We start from the raw sequence: 20,511 nt of genomic DNA on the forward strand, positions 1-20,511 counted from the left end.
TCTATTTTATTTCCGCGCCTTTCCTGGACTCGATACGAGCCTCGAGCACTTTGAGATCCTCGGTAGAATTAATACCGCTTCCCTCGATTGGATCCGCCAGCATCATGGCCCTCGTCTTGAATCCAGACGATCGTATATAATTAAACACGTCAGGCAGGTAATACTCACCCTGCGCATTGTTCGTGGTTATTGTCTTTAGTCCCGGAAAAAGAAACTCGGAATGGAATACATACGTTCCCGTGTTCACCTCGCGTATCCGTTTCTCCTCTTCCCCGGCGTCCTTTTCCTCGACAATCCTGACCAGCGTGCCGTCCGGTTCCTTTAGAATCCGCCCGTACCCGAAGGGATCGGGCGGTGTCATTGAAAGCACGCATGCCTTCACGCCAGGCTCTCGCGCGGCGATTACCATCTCACGCACGGTCTTCGGGCTTATCAGGGGAACGTCGCCGCACGCGATCACGACCAGGCCCCGGTAATCCGCGAGAAGGGGTTCGGCCTGCATAACCGCGTGCCCCGTCCCCTTCTGTTCATGCTGCCACACGACGCGCACCCCTTCACCCGCGGCGCGCGCCACTTCATCGCCGCGGTAGCCCACCACGGTGATGATATCGTCTATCCCCGCCTCCCTCAAACTGCGTATTACGTGGACGAGCAGGGGAATTCCGCCCAAGGGATGAAGCACCTTGGGAAGGTCCGATTTCATGCGGACCCCTTTGCCCGCAGCCAGAATTACCGCCTTTGTCATGGATACGGCCCAGTTCCTTGTAACGTGCTGAGGCGCAAGGATTCGAACCTTGGGATGCCGGGACCAAAACCCGGTGCCTTACCGCTTGGCTACGCCTCAAAGTAAAAAAATAATAGTATAAAAAGTGCATACTGTCTACATAAAATCGCAGGTATGGGCCCACGCGCCCCGTGATCGCACCGCATCCGCCGATTCCGCTGCCCGCTCGCGGGAGGTAAATAAACCAAAGACCGCCGAACCCGAACCGGTCATCGCCGCATGGACCGCGCCTCCGTGCAATAGTGCGGACTTTAGCTCCCCGATCGTTGGGTTGTCCCTGACTACAAGCGGCTCGAAATCGTTTTGCAGTAAATCGAAATTATCAATTTCAAGGTCCTGCCGGCACAGTCTCGCAAGCTCGTTGCGCTTCCGTTCAATATAACCCGGGGTTCTCATTGATTCCGTGGTCCGCCCAAGCCCCCGGTATGCCGCGGCTGTATTCACATGGGTTCCGTCGAAACCGATTACGACCGCGAAGCCTAGGTTGCACTTGACCGGGCTTATCCGTTCTCCGATTCCCTCACAGAACGCGGCGCCCCCAGTCATGCAGAAGGGTATATCGGCACCCAGGCCGGCCCCAAGCCCGAGGAGCTCTTCCGTGGAAAACGCGCGATACAAGTCGTTTAAAGCGGTAAACACCGCCGCAGCGTCGCTGCTTCCTCCCCCCAGACCTGCTCCTGCCGGGATATTCTTTTCGATCTCGACCTCGATCCCCCCGGACAGTCCGGCCCTTTCACAATAGATTCGGGCGGCCCTGGTTATCAGATTGTCCCCCGCCGGTGTTTTTTCGATTACCCGGGCGAACGATCCGCCTGTAACCCTCAGCCCGACTTCGAGCGAAACCGGTGAACGCCAGTACAGATTGCATCTCAGTTTTAAAAGATCGCTTAATCCCACCCTGGTCATCAGGCTGAAAATATTGTGGTATCCGTCAGGACGCCTGTTGAGCACCTCGAGATGCAGATTAATCTTCGCGTGGGCTCGTGTTTCGATTTCCAAGGGTTTGGGAGCACCTGGTAAAAGTAGGTGGCAAAGGTAGTATAGCCGGGTATTTGTGTCAAGTTTTTTATTGCCATCACTTAGCCCCGCTATGCGTACACTACCCGTGCGGATTTGGGGAAAGCGGCTATATTTGGCTTGAAATAAAAGAAGACCGGCCTACACTTATCAGGCCCGCGGGACTCGAAAAGAACACCCCGCCGGGTAAAAGCGCGTTTCGAGAAGCAGCACCATAATTAAGATCCGCGGAGAATCGGCTCGTGAACTTAACTTACCTGGAAGTGAGCGCCTGTGCGGCGGCAATCGCCACCGCCCTGTATGTATTCATCATCAATATATTCTTCAGAAGAAACCGCTACGCGGAGAATTACCTGGTGAGCGCTATGGCGTTCATTTCGCTGCCCATGTTCGGAATCATGGCCTACCTCCTTCTCGATCCGCAATGGCCTTATGCCACCGATGCGGCTCGGGTCTATTTCGCCCTTGTCGCGCTTCAAAGCCATCTGTACATGCACTACGCACAGGTAGTTCCCCGATGGGAAAAGCGATCACCCCTATGGCTGATGCTCACGACCGCCCTGCCGGGAAGCGCACTCTTCGTGATCACCGCGGCGACACCCTACACGATCCTTGCCGCGCTCTATTCAGACGGGTCCTGGACTTTCGTCTTCGGCGAGTACTATGCGGCGTACATTGCGGTTTTCTCTTTCAACCTGCTCATTTGTACCGTTATTATAAACTACAAGCACCGCGTGCTCGAAAACGATTCGTTCCGGATCCAGTTGTTTTTCAGGTCCCTGGGGGAAAACATAGGGGCCGCGATCTCCGTAGGCGGATTTATTGTGCTTCCCTACTTTTTCGCGATCCACCGATACCAGGCGATTGCGCTCGCTACGGGCGGCATTATACTGCTGGTTATAAGTAACTATGCGATTTCGGAAGAACGCCTCCTGGACTTCAAGAAATTTTATTTCAGGGTATTGTACCGAATTGTGGTGTTTCTTGTCCTTTTTGTCCCGGCGTATTTCCTTATAGCCCTGGGATTCGATTCCTCGCAGGAGTCGCAGGGCGTTCCTGCGGTGGCGACGGCGTTTGCGATATTCATCTACTTTTTCCTGTTCTATCGATTCGGCGCCCCGATGATCGAACAGTTCGCGCGGTTCCGGTATATTCAGTTCGAAAGAAACGTGAACGAATTCTTCCAGGGGATCAGCAGCGTATCCGATACGAAGGATCAGGCCGGTTACTGGGATATGTTTTTCGGCAGCACCATCGACGCGCTGCACACGCGGTTCGGGATCGAAAACGCGGCATTTTTCATGCACAGGACAAGGGATCAGAGTTATCTTTTTAACTACGGATTCGGGGATGAGATCGGCCTGAGGGCGATCGATGAAAACAGCGACCTGGTGCGCTGTATGGATTCTTTCCCGGGGCTGCTCGAGAAATCGCTGCTTTTTACCGACGATCGCCTCTCGGGATACCGGTCGGCGCTGCGCACATTCTTTAACGAGAATAATATCCAGGTGGCGCTTCCCTTCTATAATATCGAGAAACAGATTATCGGAATACTGATGCTGGGCTCGCTTGCCGGCAGGAAACCGTATTCAATGGACCTCCTGGGCGTGCTCGATCTCTACCGCATCCATTTCGAGGTATCCCTGGCAAATTCAATTTTTCTCGAGGACATCAAGGAATCCAAAATTGCCGAGCACGACCGTCTCGTGATCCAGAGCGCAAAGGCGAAGATCATGCCCAAGTCCATGCAGCAGATAGAGGGACTGCGCATGAGTTCGCTGTTCCTCAACAACTCCGATTTCAGTACCGACTTTTTTGATTCCACGATCGTGAAACAGGACAAGGTCGGCCTTTTCATGGGGACGACCGCGAACGCCGGCATTCATTCCCTCACCGTCGCGCTGCAGCTTTTCAGCGTCCTGCACGCGCACGCGGGCGCGAATGAATCTCCCGAAAAAATAATGAACCTTTTAAACTGGGTAGTCACCACCTCGCGCTTCTCCGACACGTACGCGCCCTGCTATTACATGATCTACAACGCAAGTTCCAGGATGCTGAGCTTCTCGAACGCCGCGATGAAACCGCTTACGCTTTTCGACTACGAGCATGAAACCTATACCGAGCTCGACACCAAGGGAATTCCCATAGGGCTCGATCGTAATTTCATCTACGAATCCAAGACCATGCATGTTTCCCCCGGTTCAACGGGGATCATCCATACGCCGGGCCTGGAAAGCCTGCTGGATGCGCAGGGGACGTCGTATTCCGCCGGCAGGATCAAGGATATCGTCCGTCTCAACAAGAACGATTCGCCGGCGGTCCTTGTCCGCAAGGTGCTCGCCGACATCAAGCAGTTTATCGCGGGCGCCGCTCAATCCCAGGACGCGAGCCTGGTAATCTTCAGGGCCGAGTAAAGGAGCTGGTCCGTCCCGCACGTCAATGCCATGAATATCGTTGAAACATCCGAGGGCCTGCTGGCGGCGCTCGCCCGACACCGCACCCTCCTCATCGTCATAAAGGGCTCTCCGGATCCCGACGTGATCGCCTCGTCCTTCGCACTCAAGCACCTCGCCGCGTTCGCGGGGGTCAAGGCGCAGATATTCGCATTTTCTAAAATTTCCCTCCCGCAAAACAGCGCGATCGTCGAAACGCTCGATATCCCGATTCTCTTTGGGCGGCCCGACCATCCCCCGGAGGGTTTTGACGCGTACGCGGTGCTCGATCACCAGTCGGCCGCGGTGGAAAAGCTTTCCGGCCGGATACCATGCGCCATCCACATCGATCATCACGAAAAAATGGACGACACGGTCGAAGCGGAGTTTACCCTTATATCGGCGAGCGCCGGGTCGGTAAGCACAATTATGGCGCTTGTGCTCAAGGCGAGGGATATCGGACTTTCGCCGGAGGAACGAACGAGATTGGCAACGGCCCTCTACCTGGGTATTCTTACCGATACGGACAATTTCCGGCACGCCGGAACACTCGAGAGCGAGGCGCTCGAATACCTGACGCCGCTTACAAACAGGCAGGTCATCGCGCGGATCGCCAATTCCCCGCTCTCGGACCAGACGCTTCGCCTGATAGAAAAGGCCTTCCTGGAAAAGGGAATGTACAGGGACTGGCTCTACGCGGGACTCGGTTTTATCGACGAATCAATAAGGGACAGTATCGCGATAGTAGCCGATTTCGTCCTCCAGCAGGAGCGCGCCGAGACGGTCATCATCTTCGCCGCGATCGACAGGAAAAACGGCCTCACCCTTGACGCGTCGTTCCGGACGAGAAACCCCAACCTGGACCTGGACATGATCATCAAGAAAATAACCCCCAACGGCGGCGGCCGCATGTACAAGGGGGCGTTCCAGATAAACCTGGACTATTTCCGCTATTGCGAGAATCGGGAGGCGCTTTGGCTTGTGCTCAGTGACGCGACCAGGGAGGCGCTCCACCGAAGCAGGGACGACATGCATTTCGCTGAATTGAAGGGATTCTACAAGCGGATACGGAGGCGGCTCCACAGGCTCTTCACGGGCAGTGAGGGCGAATAGTTTCCACCCTAGAAAACGAGCGAAAAATTCATCCCCAGTTCGTAGGACATGATTTCCCGGTAAACATTGCCCGTCTCCCGATTCCGGAATTTTTCGAGGGCCCATCTTCCCACCAGCCCCCCCTGGACATTTTTATGAAGATCGAGTGTGAGCTTTCCCGTCACCAGGTGCTGGTCGTAAGGCTCGGGCGATACGGTCCGGATGTAATCATACCGGTTCAGGAGCATCGAGTACTCTATTGAAAAAATCGGGAACCCGGTGAGGGTGTAAAAAGCGGAAAAGTACTCGTGAATCCAGTGCACGTCGGTTTCGAAAATTGCGGAGAACCGGTATCCCCGGTCTATTTCCCGGAAATAGGGATTTTTCTGCATGTTATCAAGGTAAACATCGTCCCTGGGGTCGTTCCCGCCGCCCTGGTCGATATATTCCTCCCGCTGCCGGTTTCGCAGATCCACGCCGGCCTTGAGCCCGAGACTTGCCCTGTCGCGCTTGAACACGATTCCCAGCTCAGGGGTATGCACGTCTTCCCGGACGTTGGAAGTAATGATCATGTTCCTGCTGTAATCATACCCCAGGCTCAGGGTAACGGCATGGAACGGGATCCCCGGGAGATTGGGCCGGAAAAACCAGAAGCTGAAAAAACGCATGAGGTCGAAGCTCAGGTCCGCGTTCGAGGTGAAGGTTATCACCTGCTGGGGAACACCCTCCACCGCCTGGCGCTCGCTCACCTGGTTGAGGCCCGACGCCAGGGCCAGCGTCCATCTCTGGAAATTGAGCGTCGAATTCAGGGAAAAGTTATCGATAAGCCTCAGTCCGTTATCATAATCCTGGGCGCTCTCCCCGTCCGAGAAGGTGAGGGGGTTGTTGAACCGCGCGTATGTAAAATCGCGGCCCCGCGCGTAGTTTCCCCTTCCCGTCATGAAATACCAGGGGGGATATTTCGCCATGTTGAATGCCTCGCCCGCGATTCCGTCAAAGGTCCTGTTGATGCCGTAACGCTCCGAGAAGGACGACGCCCCCTCACCCTCGTAGGGAATACCTTCCTCCCGAAACTGCAGCGAACGCGTGTAGCCGAAATTCATGGAGCTGATAAAATCGAGATTTTTTGAAGCGCTGAAATCGAACGGCAGGTTCCACGCGCTGGACACGAAGCTGCGCGCGTCCTTGTCCCTGCGGTAGCGCCCCGAGAGCAGCCTCTCGTTGTCGTCGTAGTCCCGGAACTGGTTTTCAAAATATACCATCTCGCCTTTCCAGGAGGGCGATACGGCCCCGATACCCTTGAGTCCCAGGTTCAATGCGCCCTTCTTGTTTCGCTCGACGAAACGGTAGTCGGAGCCGTATAAGAAGGGAATGTGAAAATCGCCCTCCATGTCTCCCTGGACGCCTGTGTCCGTGTACGAGGAACGGCCCCGGATATCGACGATCTCCTGCGAATACACGGTGATCGCCGGCTGCACGTAGACGTGTGAGCCCTGGTAATCCGCCGTGAGCTCCGCGCTCGATGATTGGCGCTTTTCCCGCTCGCTTACGGGTACGGACTGGTTTAGAATGTTTTTCGGGAGCGTGGGAGAGCCCCGCGTGACGCTTTCCTGCTTGAAGGAGGTATCGACGAGCAGCGAGGCAAGGAGCTTTCCCCCCAGGAAATCGTCCAGGTTCTCGCGTACGATGACCACGGGATTCTGCACATCCTCCTCGCTATCCTCGCGGAAGATGTCGGCGGAAAGGTAATCGCTGTGGGAATTTCTGTACCGATCGTTCTTGTAGACGAGCTTCACGCCCGGAACCGCCGTTGCGGAGGGTGCGAAATCGGACTCGATGCTTAAGCTGGATCTGCCGGATTTCCCCCGCTTCTGGACCGATACGTTTTCGTTCTGCGAATCGGTCCGGGAGTCTTCCGTGATATAGTCGAGCCGCGCGCTCCAGGCCGGCAGGATCTTTACCGACGAGAATATCTCCCGGTAGCGCTCCATGACGTCCGACTGGGTCTTCCCCACCGAGCTGAATTGCGCGCCGTGTCCCTTCTCGATCACTTTTATCTCGAGGTCCGAGAGTATCGGAACCCCCGCCGCCGTTTTGAAAAGCGGCCTCTTCCCCCTTATTTCGCCCTCGTACCAGTAGGCGCTGTCCACCAGCGTTTCGGCGTCCCCGGAGTAAATATCGTTGACCCAGATTTTTCCGGCGCCCCCGGTGCTTCCGCTATCAATGATTATCTCCATATAACTGACGCGTTTCAGGTCGGGATGCCCGGTGGCCGAAATCCGGTCGATTCCATTTGCACCGCTTTTGAGGTTGAGTTTCACTTCCCGCCAGATGTCCGGAAAATCGGGAATGAATTCATATGCGTAATAATCATTCTCCGAAGAACCTACACGCACGCCGATTTTATAAGGCAGCGTCGACCTGCAGTTCAGCCAGAGTGAAAGGGTTTTATAAAACCGCAAATCCATTTCCTTGGCGAACTTGCGCGATACGGAACCGGTAAAGGTTCCCGGGAGGTTGTAATCGATCTGCATCGCGGTTTCCTGCTCGATCTCGAGCTCGCGGTTCGTTTTTTCTCCGTGAAGCTCCTGGTACACATCGCTTTTTTTCGAAAGGAAGGAATTGGACCGATACTCCGGGTCGTTTATCGAATCGACCATGGTGACGCTGAACCTGTCCGGGTCCTCATCTGAAGTCCCATTAATTTTAATATTGCGCCATCGCGACGACACGAAGCGCATGCTGTCGATGTAGATCCTTCCCGCATTGGGCGCGCTCCCCGCCAGGAAAAGCCTGATCGACCTGACCTGCTTCAGCAGGGAAATGTTGTCGGTGAACGCGGTAGAGCTCCTTTCGATGTAGAGTCGCGCCATCTGCCATGCGGTGTCGCCGGGTGCGACGGTTATAGGCGTCGCGGAGGCGCCCTTCAGGATCGCGCCCTGGAGCCGGACGATGCTTTCGGCGGCGTCCAGCGTCCCGTTCCCGTTCAGGTCCTCGGAGTTGAGTATCCCGTCGCCGCGGGTCGAATCGGACAGCCCCGGTCCGGAGCCTATCACGGTATCGGTGCCCCCGGAGGGGTTGAACCGGTATCCCCGGTCCTCGGTCTGGCTGCGGGTCGGGTCGTAGTCGAGGAAACCGTTCGCGTTAAGGTCTTCCGTGTCCAGGGAGCCGTCGCCGTCTGCATCCTCGTTTATCGAACCCAGGTCCAGGAAAAGGTTTACGGGGCTTTCGAGCGCCTCCGCCCCGGAACCGGCACGGTACCATATCTCGACGTACTGGAGCCCGGAAAAATCCACCGCGTCCGACGACAGGTTGCGCGTAACGATGGGAACGGTGGTTCCCGAAGAGCCCAGGTCAAAATCGAGCACCAGGGATCGCTGCGTCTCCGCCTTCTGGATGGAATCGGCTACGTGCCCGGTCGCCACGTTGTAGGGACCCGGCTTGACGGAATACGGGATCGTATACGGCGTAAAGCCCGTCCCCTGCAGGCGGTCGGGGCTCGATGGCTCGCGGTAGAATTTGTACAGTAAAAGCCCCCTCAGGTTCTGTGCCAGGGGATTAGGCATGGACGAGAGTATCCAGTCCTTCTCGGAGAGTGAGATCGACACCACCTCGTCCGCGGATTCCATGTCGTCTATGAGTCCCTTCCCGAAGGTGTTCACGTTCCGGTAGCTGCGGGCGTACTCGGCGTACGCCTTTACGTCCACGGGCGACGAATCGACGTGCACGCCGGGGAACAGGTTCACGAGCTCCTTCATGCGTTGTTCGCTCAGGAAGAGCGACATGTCGCCCTCGAGCACCAGGGTCTGCGTGGGCTCTGACCCCACCACCGGGATAACCCCGCCGCCCGCCGAGCGCGTAAAGAGCATGGTCCCCCCCACCAACAGGTCGCGCGAGAGACGGTAGTCGGCCCGCGCCCCGCCCACGAAGGACTGCGCCTCCGCCGCGAACGGGAGAAACTCGTACCTGATCTCGATCGCGGTCTCCGGCGAGATGACGGGGTTGTTCTGGTTCACGAAGGCGAAATACCCGGACGTGAGGTCCAGCGTGTAGAGGGAGGCGGGAATCTCGCGCCCGTCCACCTTGACGCGTACGCTGTCCGGGATGATGTTGAAGTGCTTCAGCTGGAAGCTCCTGGCCTCCCGGTAATAGTCGACCCGCATCCTGAACGCGGACACATCCGCGATATTGGATGCCTGTATCTCGCTATAGATCGCGGCCGCGACCGAAAGCGAAAGCCCGCTCCTGAACGGCTCCCTGAGCGAGAAGCCTATTATGCCCCTCGTGTAATCGACGGTATAGCTTCCAAGATCGCCCGTTTCCGTTTTCGTGAGGAGCCGCGTGCGCTCGAAAAACTTCAGGCTGAAATTATTTTGGAGAAGCTGCTGCTCCCCGACGTGATAAAACGAGCGCACCTCGTAGATGTCCAGGTTCATCACGCCGTCGCCGTTTTTATCGCCGTCGGACAATCCGTTCCTGTCCGCGTCTTCGTCTATCGAATAGCCGTACTTGATGAATACGAATATTTTTCCGGGAAACTGCGCGTCGCTGCGCTTCGCGGGATCCGACGACGAGGTGCTCCCTCCGTTCAGCGTGTAGACCGCGAATATCCGCGCGCCTGCGGGCACTGTTTTCAGGAACGTGACAAGCCCTGTCGCGAAATTGATCGTGTAGTCCGCGCCGGAGACCATCTTCGTGTACTTCCCGTCGTCGATCGCGAGGGTGATCGCGTTCAGGTTGTTGAGCGGGTTCTGGTCGTCCACGTAGAGCTCGAAGCCCTGGGCGTCGATATTTACCTGGTACGGCGTGAAGCTCGCCGGCGCGGAGGTGAAGGTCCGCGTGACATATGGGGCCCCCGGCGGCGCGCTCAGGTTGTCGTAGCGCTTGAAGGCCTCGATCTGGAAATAGGTGTTCCTGATATACTGGTATTCGGCGAGCGTGAGGTTTCCGGACGCGGAATTTCCGCGAAAATACTCGACCTCGGTTTCCCCCCGGGTGACGCTCCCGAAGGCCTTCACCGTGAGATTCCCCTTGCGCACGGTGGTATCGATCCCCAGTCCGCTCGTGGAGGTCTCGTCGTAAACGGCGTACTTGGAATTGTTGAGCTTGATGCTGATATCGCCGGCGTTGATCTCGCGGATGACCTCGTCGTCGCGCACCGCCTTGTACTGCATGCGATACTGGTTCTCGTTGTTCTGGCGCCTGCTGTCGTGATCGATATAAACCGTGAGCCGGTCGCCCACGCGGCCTTCCATGTGAAGCTGCATCTCGCTCTCCACCGTGGTGCCCGACTGGATCACGCGCGAAACGGGCTCGTCGGTGTCGAAGAGCTTGTATTTCCGGCTCGTGAACGCCGACTTCCCGCGGAGCAGGTTCCATTTCGCCGCGCCGTACGAATTGATGTCCACGTCATCGCGCTCCTCAAGGACCAGCCTTCCCTCGTCCATGCTCTCGTAGAGGAGCGTGTATTTGGGCTCTATGATGTAGCGATGCCAGTCTCCCGCGTGATAGGCGAGGGGCGCGTTGGGGTCGACCGGGAAGAGGGAATCGATACCGCCCTTTCCCCCCTCTTGAATGACGGGGGGAACCGGCCGGCCCGTGCGCTCCTCCAGGTAGGTGCGGAGCATGTCGGTAAATGCGCGCCCTTTCCCGTTTTCCTGGGAAAGCGCATAGGTGAGCGCGGAGAGGGTCCCCGCCAGGATGCCGAGTTTCGCAAGAAGGGGCAGTCGCTGTATCATACCTCAGGGGATGGGGAGCGGATCTCTTTTTATATTCGCGGCACCGCCGCGGAGGCCGCGCGCGTCGTTACCAGATCCTGCTCATATAGGGATACGGGTTGATCGCGACGTTGCCGAGCTTGATCTCGTAGTGGCAATGGTTACCCGTCGCGGATCCCGTCTGGCCCACGTAGGCGATATGCTGTCCCTTCTGGACATGGTCCCCCTGGTTCACCACGAGGCGCGAACAGTGCCCGTAAATCGTCTCGAAGCCGTACTTGTGCTTGATCCTCACCGTGTTGCCGTACCCGCCCATCCATCCCGCGGTCTCGACGGTTCCGGGCGCGGTGGCGTGGATCTCGGTGCTGTCGGGCGCGGCGATATCGATCCCCGAATGGAAGTCGCGCCCCATCCCGAACGGGGACCTGCGCCAGCCGAAGAGCGAGGTGACGTTTCCCATGTTGGGCACGATGGAAGGCGTATCGTTCACCACCTTACTGCGCACGTCCACGAAATTCTTGATGGTCTTGATGGTATTCGTGGAGCAGATTATGTTTTTCTGAATTTCCCGCAGGGTGAATATCTCGTCGGGCATGATTCCCGCGACGCTCTTCTTGTCGGATACCGCGCGCGGATCGAACTTGTCGAGCTTCCAGATATTGTCCGTCTTCACGTTCTCTCCCGCCGCGAGCAGGTACAGCTCCTCGATATCGGGTTTCATGTCGTCCACCACGTCCGAAATCGCGACGGTGAGCTTTTCGAATTTCAATAGATGGGAGCGTATGTCCTTGTAGTTCATCAACAGGCGCTGCTCCTCGCTGCGGGAGCTCGCGTTCTTGATTATGGCGTACGCGGAGGTCACGAGCACCACGCTGAAAAGCGCGATGAAAAAGAGCACGGTGAACTTGGATATCTGGAAGTTGAATATCTTCTTCTCGTTGTGGGGGATGAACATAACCGTGATCTTCTCGTGCCCCTTCTCCTGGAAGCCGTCCCACCATTTCGTGAATCGCTTCATGTATATGTAGTAGCTCTCGGAGAAGCGCATCCGGAACTTGTTCTGGTACTGTTTTATCTTGAACTTCATCGGTATCCCTTTTTTGAGCGCGAAATCGGCCAAAAACTGCACAATTTCAGATATTTAGATTATCGAAAATTTCAATTTATCGCGCAAGCATTTTTTACTATTAATCGCTTGCGCTCGCCGGGCGCCGCCGGTACACAGTCTCTCATGACCGGCGACCTGCACACCCTGCTCATGAGCCGCATCGACGAGGCTTTCGAGCGTTTCGATTCGTATTATCCCATCCTCGCGCATACCGTGTACGCGCCCCTCGAGGGCCTGCTCCGCGAGGCGGCCCCTCGGGTGCGCTGCGGAAAGGGGTGCGACTTCTGTTGCAGCCGCATCGTGGTCGCGTCGCGCATAGAGGCGCTGGGACTCATCGATTATATGCTGGGCTATGCCTCCCGCAGCGTGGACGACCTACGCGCCCTGGTAAGCCCCCACGCCGCGGCGCTCAAGCAGTTCCTGAACGAGCGGGCGGAAGCGGACGACCGCGACGCGACGTGGTTCTCGCGCGGCACGCCCTGCCCCTTTCTCGTTGACGGCGCCTGCTCCGTATACGAGGCGCGGCCCCTTTCCTGCAGGGCGTATCATTCCACCGACGAGCCGGAAAAATGCAGGGAGGCCGTGCGCACCGTGGGACAGGTTCAGATGCTCAAAGACGCCGAGGCCCTCTTCCAGGTGATCGTATCCAGGGTAGCCGGGCGCGTCGACCCGGTACTGGCGACCGACGGGCTTCTCACGATCATGCTCGACGACGCACTCCAGGAAGACAATTTCAAAAAAGATACTCCATAGCCTCGGCGATATTCGCCACGCCGATAGCCTCGCCCGCAAATCCCGCCGCCTTCGTCTCCAGGCTGTCCTTCTTCGAAAGCACGAGCGTCTTGAACCCCGAACGCGCGAATTCCTGGATGCGCCGGTGGCATTGCGGGACGGGCCGCACCTCGCCCGAAAGCGCGATTTCTCCCGCAAACCCCGTGTGCGCGGGTATGGGGCGCTCCCGGAGGCTCGATGCGATAGCCATGGCCACCGCGAGGTCCGATGCCGTCTCGGTAATGGAGAAGCCCCCCGCCACGTTCACGAACACGTCGCAGGTCCCCAGCTTGAGCATCCCGTGCTTTTCGAGCACCGCGGCGATCAGGATAAGCCTGTTCAGGTCGAAGCCGTCCGCCATGCGACGGGGGTTCGAGAAGTTGGTGAAGGTGACGAGCGACTGCACCTCGAAGAGGATGATGCGGCTTCCCTCGAGCGAGGCCGATACGGCGCTCCCCGCGGCGTGCGAGGAAAAGGGGGAGAGGAAAAGCGAGTTCTTGTCGCGGATCTCCTGCAGCCCTTTTTCCGTCATCCGGAAGAGCCCTATCTCGTTCACCGAGCCGAACCTGTTTTTGAACGCGCGCAGGATTCGATAGTCGCGCGAGAAGTCCCCCTCGAAATAAAGCACCGTGTCCACGAGATGCTCGAGCATCTTGGGGCCCGCGATCGCGCCGTCCTTGGTGATGTGGCCTATAAGTATGATGGGGATGTCCGTGCGCTTCGCGAGCTCAACCAGCCGGGCCGTCGATTCGCGGATCTGCCCCACGGAGCCGCGGTAGCCGGGAAGCTCCGCGAGCGAGAGCGTCTGGACCGAGTCGATGACCACGAGCTCGGGTTTTTCCGCCTCGACGACGGCCTGGATCTCCTCCACCGTCGTGCTCGAGGACACCCGGACCTTTTCCGCGGGGACGGCGAGCCTCACCGCGCGCTGGCGGATCTGCAGGGGGGATTCCTCCCCGGAAAAATAGATGGAGCGCAGGGAGCACGCGATCTGGAGCGCGAGGGTGGACTTCCCTATCCCCGGGTCGCCGCCGATGAGTATCACGGAACCCGGGACTATGCCACCCCCGGTCACCAGATCGAATTCCGCGATCCCGCCGGTGACCCGGCAAGGCGCCTCGCTGGACTCGTCGGCAAGGGGGTGCAGCACCGCCTTGCGCGCTGCGCGGGAATGAACGGGCTCCGCCGCAGCGATCGTGTTCCACGAGCCGCAGGCGTCGCATCGTCCCGCCCACTTGGGGTGCTCGGCCCCGCACGAGGTGCAGACGAAGCGCGCGTGTTTCTTGTCGGCCGCCTTGGCCGTCATTGCTTCGTTCTATAGAAGAGCTTGGAGGGATCCTGCTTGAGCGAATAGAAGAGGTCGCGCGCGTAGACGGACGCGTCGCGCAGGTTGTTGTAGACTTCCTCGTCGGTAAGAAGCTTACCCAGGGTGCCGCGGCCGCTCTCTATCCTGAATATGACCTTGTTGAGCTCGGCGGCGACCTCCGAGAGGTTTCGCATCGTTATGGAGACCTCTTCCTTGTTCTTCTCGGAAATCTGCGCGAGGTTGCGCGAGAGCAGGTTAAGCTGCTCGATGAGTATCTTGGTGTCCATGGCCATGGTTTCGATCATCACCCGGGCGGTGGACACGGACTGCTTCACGTCGTAGCGGTTCTCGTCGACCATCTTGTTTAAATTGGCGACGAACCTGTTCGAGTTCTGGAAAATCTCGGCAAGGATCTCGCCGCCGCTCTTGTCCTGCATGAAGCCCTGGAAGGTGAGCATCATCTGGTCGAAGCTGGGCGGGTCGATGCCGTACACCTTGTCCCCGTCGCCCAGGAAATCCTCGACGTCCAGGGAAGGGGGGACGAACACGTTAATATATTTTTCGCCGATAATCCCCGTCGTGAAGATCGCGAACTTGGTGCTCTTTATGAGCTTGAACTTCCGGTCGATCCACACCGTGACCTCGGTCTTCTCCGACGACTGGCTGATCTCCTCTACCTGCCCTATCCGGATGCCCCCCGCGATCTTCACCGGCGCGGAGATGCGCAGGTCGTTCAGAAATCCAAAGTAGACCTTAAGGCGGTATCCGCTCTGGGCCACGTTTATCTTTGCCAGTATGCCCACGAGGAGCAGGAAGATGGTGAAGCTCACCGTGACCATAAGGCCCACCCGCGCTTCGTTACTGAGTTTCATGCGTCACCTCCAGGGTCCGTGTCTGACTATACATATCGCGGCGGGGCTGTAAATTAATTTTTCTGGGCGGCATCCGTCTTCCGGAAGCGCCTGGCGGGGCATGCCGGCGTATCGGCCCCCCTCCCCTTTATAAATCCCGGTGTAGTGGATACGTTTCGTCCAACCGTAATCGAATTATTTTTTTTCAACTGGTTGATTTCAAAACGTGGTCTGGGTACTATCTTCTCACCGAGGTGCTGCAATGAACAGGCAATCCGAGATCGATCTGAAAATTGGGGGAATGAGCTGCGTGATGTGCGCGCGCACGGTCGAGAACGCGCTCACGGGGCTGGACGGTGTGGAAACCGCCGAGGTTAACCATGCGACCGGTTCGGCGCGGGTAAAATTCGCACGCGACCCGCTGGGACTCGACATCATGCGCAAGGCCATCCACGAGGCCGGTTACGAGGTGCTGGGTTCCGCGGATGAGGATTCGTCCGGCGCCGAGGACGCGTGGCGGGAGCGCGATCTCCGGGGAAAGAGGAACCGGTTCATCGCCGGCATCGCCGGCGGTTTCGTGCTGATGGGGCTCATGTACCTCCCGGAGCTGTTCCCCGTGCCCCTGCACCTTGCGCTCCTCGCGCTCTCGCTCCCGCTCTTCGTCTACACCGCCGCCCCGATTTTTCTCGCGGCCTGGCGGGCGCTGCGGAACAGGAACCTTTCAATGGACGTGATGTACGCGATGGGGATCGGGACCGCGTACGGCGCGAGCATCCTGGGCGCGCTGGGCGTGCTGCCGCATCATTTCATGTTCTACGAGACGGCCGTGATGCTCGCGGGCTTCCTCATGCTGGGGCGCTACCTGGAGAGCCGCGCGCGCGGGCGCACGTCGGATACCATCAGGAAGCTCATCGCGCTCAATCCCGAGACCGCCCTCCTCGAATCGGACGGCGCCGAACGGGAAATTCCGCTGGGCGAGGTGCGTATCGGCGACATCCTCGTGGTGAAGCCCGGGGCGAGGGTCCCGGCCGACGGGACCGTGATGGGCGGAGAAAGCTTCGTGAACGAATCCATGCTCACCGGGGAGCCCGTTCCCGTCCGCAAGGCGGAAGGAAGCCGCGTAACGGGCGGCACGCTCAACACCAACGGCGTGCTCCGCGTGCGCGCGGAACGGGTAGGGGAGGAAACCGTGCTCGCGCAGATCGTCCGGCTGGTCAGGCACGCCCAGGGATCGCGTCCCCCGGTCCAGCGTATTGCCGACAGCGTGGTGGGCTGGTTCATCCCGGTCATACTCACGGTCGCCGTGCTCGCGTTCGCCTCCTGGTATTTCCTCGCCGGGGAATCGCTCCTCTTCTCGTTCACCGCGTTCGTGAGCATCCTGGTCATCGCGTGCCCCTGCGCGCTGGGCCTGGCCACCCCCACCGCGGTGACGGTAGGGATAGGACGCGCCGCGGAGCTCGGTATCCTGGTACGCGACGGCGAAACCCTTGAAAAGGCGTCCGGAACGACCGACGTTCTCTTCGACAAGACCGGTACGTTGACCCAGGGGCATCCCTCGATTGTAGAGACGCTTCCCTTCGGGACGGATGAGGCCGACCTGCTCGCCTGCGCCGCGGCCGCGGAAAAAAACTCCGAGCATCCGCTGGCCGGCGCCGTCATGCGGCACGTTCAGTCGCGCGGAATAGCCGTTCCGCCGGTGGATTCGTTCGGCGCGGTCGCGGGTCAGGGCGTCCGTGCGGTTCTTGACGGACAGGCGATTCTGGCCGGCTCGCCCGCGTATATCGAGCGGGAGGGCATCGTGCTTCCCGGCGCCGCCCGGGAAGCGGTTGTCCGAATGGAAGACCGGGGCGCCACCGTGATCGCGGTCGCACACGGGGGCCGTGTCCTGGGCCTCCTGGGCGTGGCGGATCGCATACGGGAAAGCGCCGCCCCGGCAGTGCGCGCGCTTAAAGAGATGAACATATCGGTGCACATGATAACCGGCGATAACGAGCGGACAGCCATGGCCGTGGCCCGGGAAACCGGGATAGAGACGATCATCGCGGGGGTGCTTCCGGGAGACAAGGCGGCGGAGGTGGAACGGCTCCGGGGGGCGGGCAGGAGCACCGCGTTCGCGGGGGACGGCATCAACGACGCCCCGGCGCTCGCCTCCGCCGGCGTAGGGATCGCGCTTTCCGGCGGCACCGATATCGCGGTCGAGAGCGGGGACATCGTCCTCATGAAAAACGACCTGCGCGACGTGCCCGCCGCGCTCGAACTGGGCCGGGCGGTCATGGCGCGCATACGGGTCAACATCTTCTGGGCCTTCGCCTACAACATGCTTCTCGTCCCGGTCGCCGCCGGGGCGCTCCATCCCTTGTTCGGGATATCGTTCCGCCCGGAGCTCGCGGGCCTCGCGATGGCGATGAGCTCGGTCACGGTGGTGAGCATGTCGCTGCTCTTGAAGCGCTTCGTTCCCAATGTGTACGGGAAGGGACGCGCTACCTGATCTTCCCGCGCGCGAGCGAGGCGTAAATTCCCGCCCCGCACATGACGGCGAAGATGCCGAAGGCGAGCTTCATTGATTGTAGGAACTGGGGGTGGTTTTCGGGGCCGATCTTCGCGTGTCCCACGAAAAGCGCGAAGATGAGCATCGCGATCCCCATGCTGAGCATCTGCCCCACCAGGCGCATCGTCCCTATGGTGCCGGAGGCGACACCGTACTGCCTGCTCTCCACGGAGCTCATCACGGCGTTCGTATTGGGGGACGAGAAGAAGGCGAACCCGAACCCGAGCACAACCAGGCACGCGATAATGAACCAGAGCGGCGTGTCCTCGCGCACGAACGTGAGGAGTCCCAGCCCTGCCGTCGTGAGCGCCATTCCTATCGACGACACCACCCTGGGCTCGATCCTGTCCGAAAGCCTCCCGGCGAACGGGGAGAAGAGCGCCATGATGACGGGCTGGGCGACGAGCACGATCCCCGCCTCCCTTGGACCCATTCCCTTGATATACTGGAGATAGAGCGAGAGGAGAAATCCCACCGCGAAGGTCGCGCAGTAGTTGATGAGCGCCGCGAGGTTCGACATGGCAAACGCGGTGTTTTTCCAGAACAGATCCAGGTGCAGCACGGGGAATTTCACGCGTTTCTCCCAGATCACGAACACGACCAGGAGCGCGAATCCCGCCGCAGTAAGCCCCGCTGCGCCGGGGGCGGGAAGCCTCGAAAATCCGTACATCATGAATATGAGACCCAGCACGTAAAGAACGGAGCCGGCCGCGTCGAACCTCTCTCCCTTCGATTCCGCCCACTCGGCGGGGAGGTACCGGTAGACCATGAGAATCACCGCGAGGCCCATGGGCACCATCACGAGGAAAATTGAGTGCCAGCCTGCGTAATGCGCGAGCAGCCCCCCGAGAAAGGGCCCCATCGAAAGCCCCAGGTACACCGCCGCCACGCTCACGCCGATCACCCTTCCGCGCTCTTTAGGGGGAAACACCGAGGTGAGAATGGCGAGCGCGTTCCCGAAGACCATCGCGCTTCCCAGTCCCTGCAGGGCCCTGAAAAGGATGAGCGAGGCAGCGTTCCAGGCGAAGACCGCCCCAAGCGCCGATGCCGTGTAGAGCCACATCCCGATCGTGAATATTTTTTTTCGGCCGTAGATATCGGCGATCCGCCCGAAGGGGACCAGGAAGGCGGCCGCCGCGAGCAGGAAGGACGAGGCCACCCAGCCCAGGTCCATCGCGTCCATCCCGAACTGCTCGCCGATCATGGGCAGCGCGATATTCACCGCGGCGCTTATGAAGGGCGTGATGAACGACACCATGGTCGCCATGATGAGAACGGGAAATTTTTTTACCTGCGTGCCGGTGTTCATGCCCCCGTCCCCTGAATATTCTTTACGGCTTTTAGGGCGCCGATACGCCGTCCCCGGGCCGGGCGAAACGCCTGCCGGACCATGCCGGAAAACCCGTACCGGGAAACGCTCAGCCGCCTATATCGAACCATTCCCGTATGAAGTGCTCCAGCTTTTCGTCGATCACCGCGCCCGCCCTTCCGGCGCACATCCCTACCCGCAGCGAGATGCGGCTGCCGTCGTCCCAGGGCCACCAGGCCGCGTAGAGCAGCGTATGCACCCCGTCGTCGCTCGCGAATACCACCTGCCCGGGTCGAATGTCGAGCCGCGAGCGAACCAGGTCGTGCACCATGGCCGAGGCCTTTTCGATCGTCGTCACGTCCCATTTCCCCATGAAACGCCCGATCACCTGGGCGCAGATACGCTCGTGGTCCTTCGCATCAAACACGAGGAGCGCGGTCCGGAAGCGCTCGTCCCACGCCCAGGCGTACCCGGCGGGCGTCTCCCGGGCGATGCTCGTGCATATCTGCTTCAGCGCTTCAAGGCCGTGTGAGCTCATTGAAGGAATTCTCCCCGCGGCATCCCCCCGGGTCAACAATAATGCAAAAGCCGCGGCATGGCCGCGGCTTTTTTTGCGTGTATGTCTTTTTTTCTCAGTATCCTTTTTCCTGGAGCTCGCTCACGACGTCCACGTAGAAATCCGGGGCGCTAAAGCCGGGCGTAAAGCCCAGGAACTGGTCGACCTGGTGCAGGTGATTGACCCCCGCGCACCACCACGCCCCCGACAGCGTTCCCCTGAAGTTTCCCCATTTCGCGGAATTGATGGAAACCAGCCCGTCGTTATCCCCTTCGTAGCCCAGCATGATGAGCCATGTCGCCGCGAGGAGCTCGCCGGCGAGGATGTTTTTAATCTTGGAAGCCCAGCTCTGGTAGTAGACGCCGGGCACGTTCGGGGTGTTGGGATTGAATACGTTTATCATGTTCGCGCGCACCATGTCGCGCCCGTTCTGGGCGGCATCGCCGTTCTTGTCGCCGAACAGGATCGTGTACACCAGGTCGAGCGTCCCTCCCACGAAGGGCTCGAAGGCGTCCGGAATGGCCCCCATGATGAGATCCGCGACGGCGCTGCCGCGATGCGGCCCGCCCATGCTCGTATAGCTCGCAACCTTGGATGAAAGTCCCAGGTTCGTGATTGCGTACCGCGAATAGATGGCGCCGTGGCTGTGGCCGATAACGTTCACCTTGGAGGCGCCGGAGGCGGCCAGGAAATAGAGCACGTTGGCCTTGAACTGGGCGCCCTTGTTCGCCGTGGAATCCATGCCGTTCACGTTGGAGATATAGACCTCCGCGCCTTCGTCGCGCAGGGCGTCGGGTATGTTCCACCAGTAGTCGACTATCCTCACGATTTCCGACTGCGTTCCCATGCCGTGGGCGAGGACGATGGGATACTTCGTCGCGCAGGGCGATGAGTCTCCGCCGGCAAACGCGGCCGCCGGGATTACGGCTAAAAGAACAAGCATCAATGACTTTCTAAGCATTCAAACCCTCCGGCTGTTTCTATTTATTGAACTAAGTTAAACATAGAACAAGGGTTCAT

The 20,511-nt window shown here is 59.1% G+C and carries 13 protein-coding genes and 1 tRNA gene; 4 read left to right on the plus strand and 10 right to left on the minus strand.

The window, feature by feature from the left end; translation table 11 throughout:
* Window position 1: 1 nt before the first annotated feature.
* The 3 genes from EPN93_03700 to ispE all read right to left on the minus strand — a co-directional run bounded on the left by EPN93_03700 (window position 2) and on the right by ispE (window position 1,897).
* The gene (locus EPN93_03700) at window positions 2-745 is read right to left on the minus strand and encodes a UDP-N-acetylglucosamine diphosphorylase (protein TAL38845.1); all 744 of its coding nucleotides are present in this window, start codon (window positions 743-745) and stop codon (window positions 2-4) included.
* 27 nt (window positions 746-772) lie between these two features.
* Window positions 773-844, minus strand: a tRNA-Gln gene (locus EPN93_03705).
* Window positions 845-880: 36 nt separating this feature from the next.
* Window positions 881-1,897 carry a 4-(cytidine 5'-diphospho)-2-C-methyl-D-erythritol kinase gene (gene ispE / locus EPN93_03710; GenBank protein ID TAL38846.1) on the minus strand — a complete coding sequence of 339 codons (1,017 nt, stop codon included), beginning with the start codon at window positions 1,895-1,897 and terminating at the stop codon, window positions 881-883.
* A gap of 146 nt (window positions 1,898-2,043) precedes the next feature.
* On the opposite strand from ispE, the gene EPN93_03715 reads away from it, so the two are divergent.
* Both EPN93_03715 and EPN93_03720 read left to right on the plus strand, forming a co-directional pair.
* Window positions 2,044-4,215 carry a hypothetical protein gene (locus EPN93_03715; protein TAL38847.1) on the plus strand — a complete coding sequence of 724 codons (2,172 nt, stop codon included), beginning with the start codon at window positions 2,044-2,046 and terminating at the stop codon, window positions 4,213-4,215.
* A gap of 30 nt (window positions 4,216-4,245) precedes the next feature.
* A complete protein-coding gene (locus tag EPN93_03720; GenBank protein ID TAL38848.1) occupies window positions 4,246-5,346 on the plus strand; it encodes a hypothetical protein in 1,101 nt (366 codons plus the stop codon).
* Window positions 5,347-5,354: 8 nt separating this feature from the next.
* Here EPN93_03720 and EPN93_03725 read toward each other — a convergent pair whose 3' ends face one another.
* Together EPN93_03725 and EPN93_03730 are read right to left on the minus strand one after the other, a co-directional pair.
* Window positions 5,355-11,063: a hypothetical protein gene (locus EPN93_03725; protein TAL38849.1), complete on the minus strand. Its 5,709-nt coding sequence runs from the start codon at window positions 11,061-11,063 to the stop codon at window positions 5,355-5,357.
* Window positions 11,064-11,130: 67 nt separating this feature from the next.
* Entirely contained in the window at window positions 11,131-12,129 is a 999-nt protein-coding gene (locus EPN93_03730) for a M23 family metallopeptidase (GenBank protein TAL38850.1), read from the minus strand.
* Between EPN93_03730 and EPN93_03735 the strand changes: the two genes are divergently transcribed.
* The gene (locus EPN93_03735) at window positions 11,815-12,903 is read left to right on the plus strand and encodes a hypothetical protein (GenBank protein ID TAL38851.1); all 1,089 of its coding nucleotides are present in this window, start codon (window positions 11,815-11,817) and stop codon (window positions 12,901-12,903) included. The two genes, EPN93_03730 and EPN93_03735, sit on opposite strands and share 315 nt — an antisense overlap.
* Here EPN93_03735 and radA read toward each other — a convergent pair.
* Together radA and EPN93_03745 are read right to left on the minus strand one after the other, a co-directional pair.
* Complete coding sequence (radA, locus tag EPN93_03740; protein TAL38852.1) at window positions 12,884-14,227, minus strand: DNA repair protein RadA; 1,344 nt, start codon at window positions 14,225-14,227, stop codon at window positions 12,884-12,886. The genes EPN93_03735 and radA overlap by 20 nt on opposite strands.
* Entirely contained in the window at window positions 14,224-15,099 is an 876-nt protein-coding gene (locus tag EPN93_03745) for an MCE family protein (GenBank protein TAL38853.1), read from the minus strand. The genes radA and EPN93_03745 overlap by 4 nt, the downstream gene beginning before the upstream one ends.
* Window positions 15,100-15,340: 241 nt before the next feature.
* Here EPN93_03745 and EPN93_03750 point away from each other — a divergent pair, with 241 nt between their 5' ends.
* Window positions 15,341-17,566 (plus strand): heavy metal translocating P-type ATPase, encoded by a 2,226-nt coding sequence (locus EPN93_03750; protein TAL38854.1) that lies wholly within the window; start codon window positions 15,341-15,343, stop codon window positions 17,564-17,566.
* Here EPN93_03750 and EPN93_03755 read toward each other — a convergent pair.
* From EPN93_03755 to EPN93_03765, 3 genes are all read right to left on the minus strand, one after another.
* Window positions 17,559-18,935, minus strand: coding sequence for an MFS transporter (locus EPN93_03755; GenBank protein TAL38855.1), 1,377 nt, complete (start codon window positions 18,933-18,935; stop codon window positions 17,559-17,561). The two genes, EPN93_03750 and EPN93_03755, sit on opposite strands and share 8 nt — an antisense overlap.
* A gap of 109 nt (window positions 18,936-19,044) precedes the next feature.
* On the minus strand, window positions 19,045-19,473 hold the full coding sequence (locus EPN93_03760; GenBank protein TAL38856.1) for a hypothetical protein: 429 nt from the start codon (window positions 19,471-19,473) through the stop codon (window positions 19,045-19,047).
* A gap of 94 nt (window positions 19,474-19,567) precedes the next feature.
* Entirely contained in the window at window positions 19,568-20,452 is an 885-nt protein-coding gene (locus EPN93_03765; GenBank protein ID TAL38857.1) for an alpha/beta fold hydrolase, read from the minus strand.
* Between the last annotated feature and the right edge of the window lie 59 nt (window positions 20,453-20,511).

The sequence above is a fragment of the Spirochaetota bacterium genome, from assembly GCA_004297825.1.
Lineage (GTDB): Bacteria > Spirochaetota > UBA4802 > UBA4802 > UBA5368 > FW300-bin19.

What these genes read in the sequence shown, in the direction of transcription:
- EPN93_03750 (TAL38854.1), top strand. Translation starts at nt 15,341, where the DNA reads ATGAACAGGCAATCCGAGATCGATCTGAAAATTGGGGGAATGAGCTGC.
- EPN93_03720 (TAL38848.1), top strand. Translation starts at nt 4,246, where the DNA reads ATGAATATCGTTGAAACATCCGAGGGCCTGCTGGCGGCGCTCGCCCGA.
- radA (TAL38852.1), bottom strand. Translation starts at nt 14,227, where the DNA reads ATGACGGCCAAGGCGGCCGACAAGAAACACGCGCGCTTCGTCTGCACC.
- EPN93_03765 (TAL38857.1), bottom strand. Translation starts at nt 20,452, where the DNA reads ATGCTTAGAAAGTCATTGATGCTTGTTCTTTTAGCCGTAATCCCGGCG.
- EPN93_03730 (TAL38850.1), bottom strand. Translation starts at nt 12,129, where the DNA reads ATGAAGTTCAAGATAAAACAGTACCAGAACAAGTTCCGGATGCGCTTC.
- EPN93_03760 (TAL38856.1), bottom strand. Translation starts at nt 19,473, where the DNA reads ATGAGCTCACACGGCCTTGAAGCGCTGAAGCAGATATGCACGAGCATC.
- EPN93_03745 (TAL38853.1), bottom strand. Translation starts at nt 15,099, where the DNA reads ATGAAACTCAGTAACGAAGCGCGGGTGGGCCTTATGGTCACGGTGAGC.
- EPN93_03700 (TAL38845.1), bottom strand. Translation starts at nt 745, where the DNA reads ATGACAAAGGCGGTAATTCTGGCTGCGGGCAAAGGGGTCCGCATGAAA.
- EPN93_03755 (TAL38855.1), bottom strand. Translation starts at nt 18,935, where the DNA reads ATGAACACCGGCACGCAGGTAAAAAAATTTCCCGTTCTCATCATGGCG.
- EPN93_03725 (TAL38849.1), bottom strand. Translation starts at nt 11,063, where the DNA reads ATGATACAGCGACTGCCCCTTCTTGCGAAACTCGGCATCCTGGCGGGG.
- EPN93_03735 (TAL38851.1), top strand. Translation starts at nt 11,815, where the DNA reads ATGGGAGCGTATGTCCTTGTAGTTCATCAACAGGCGCTGCTCCTCGCT.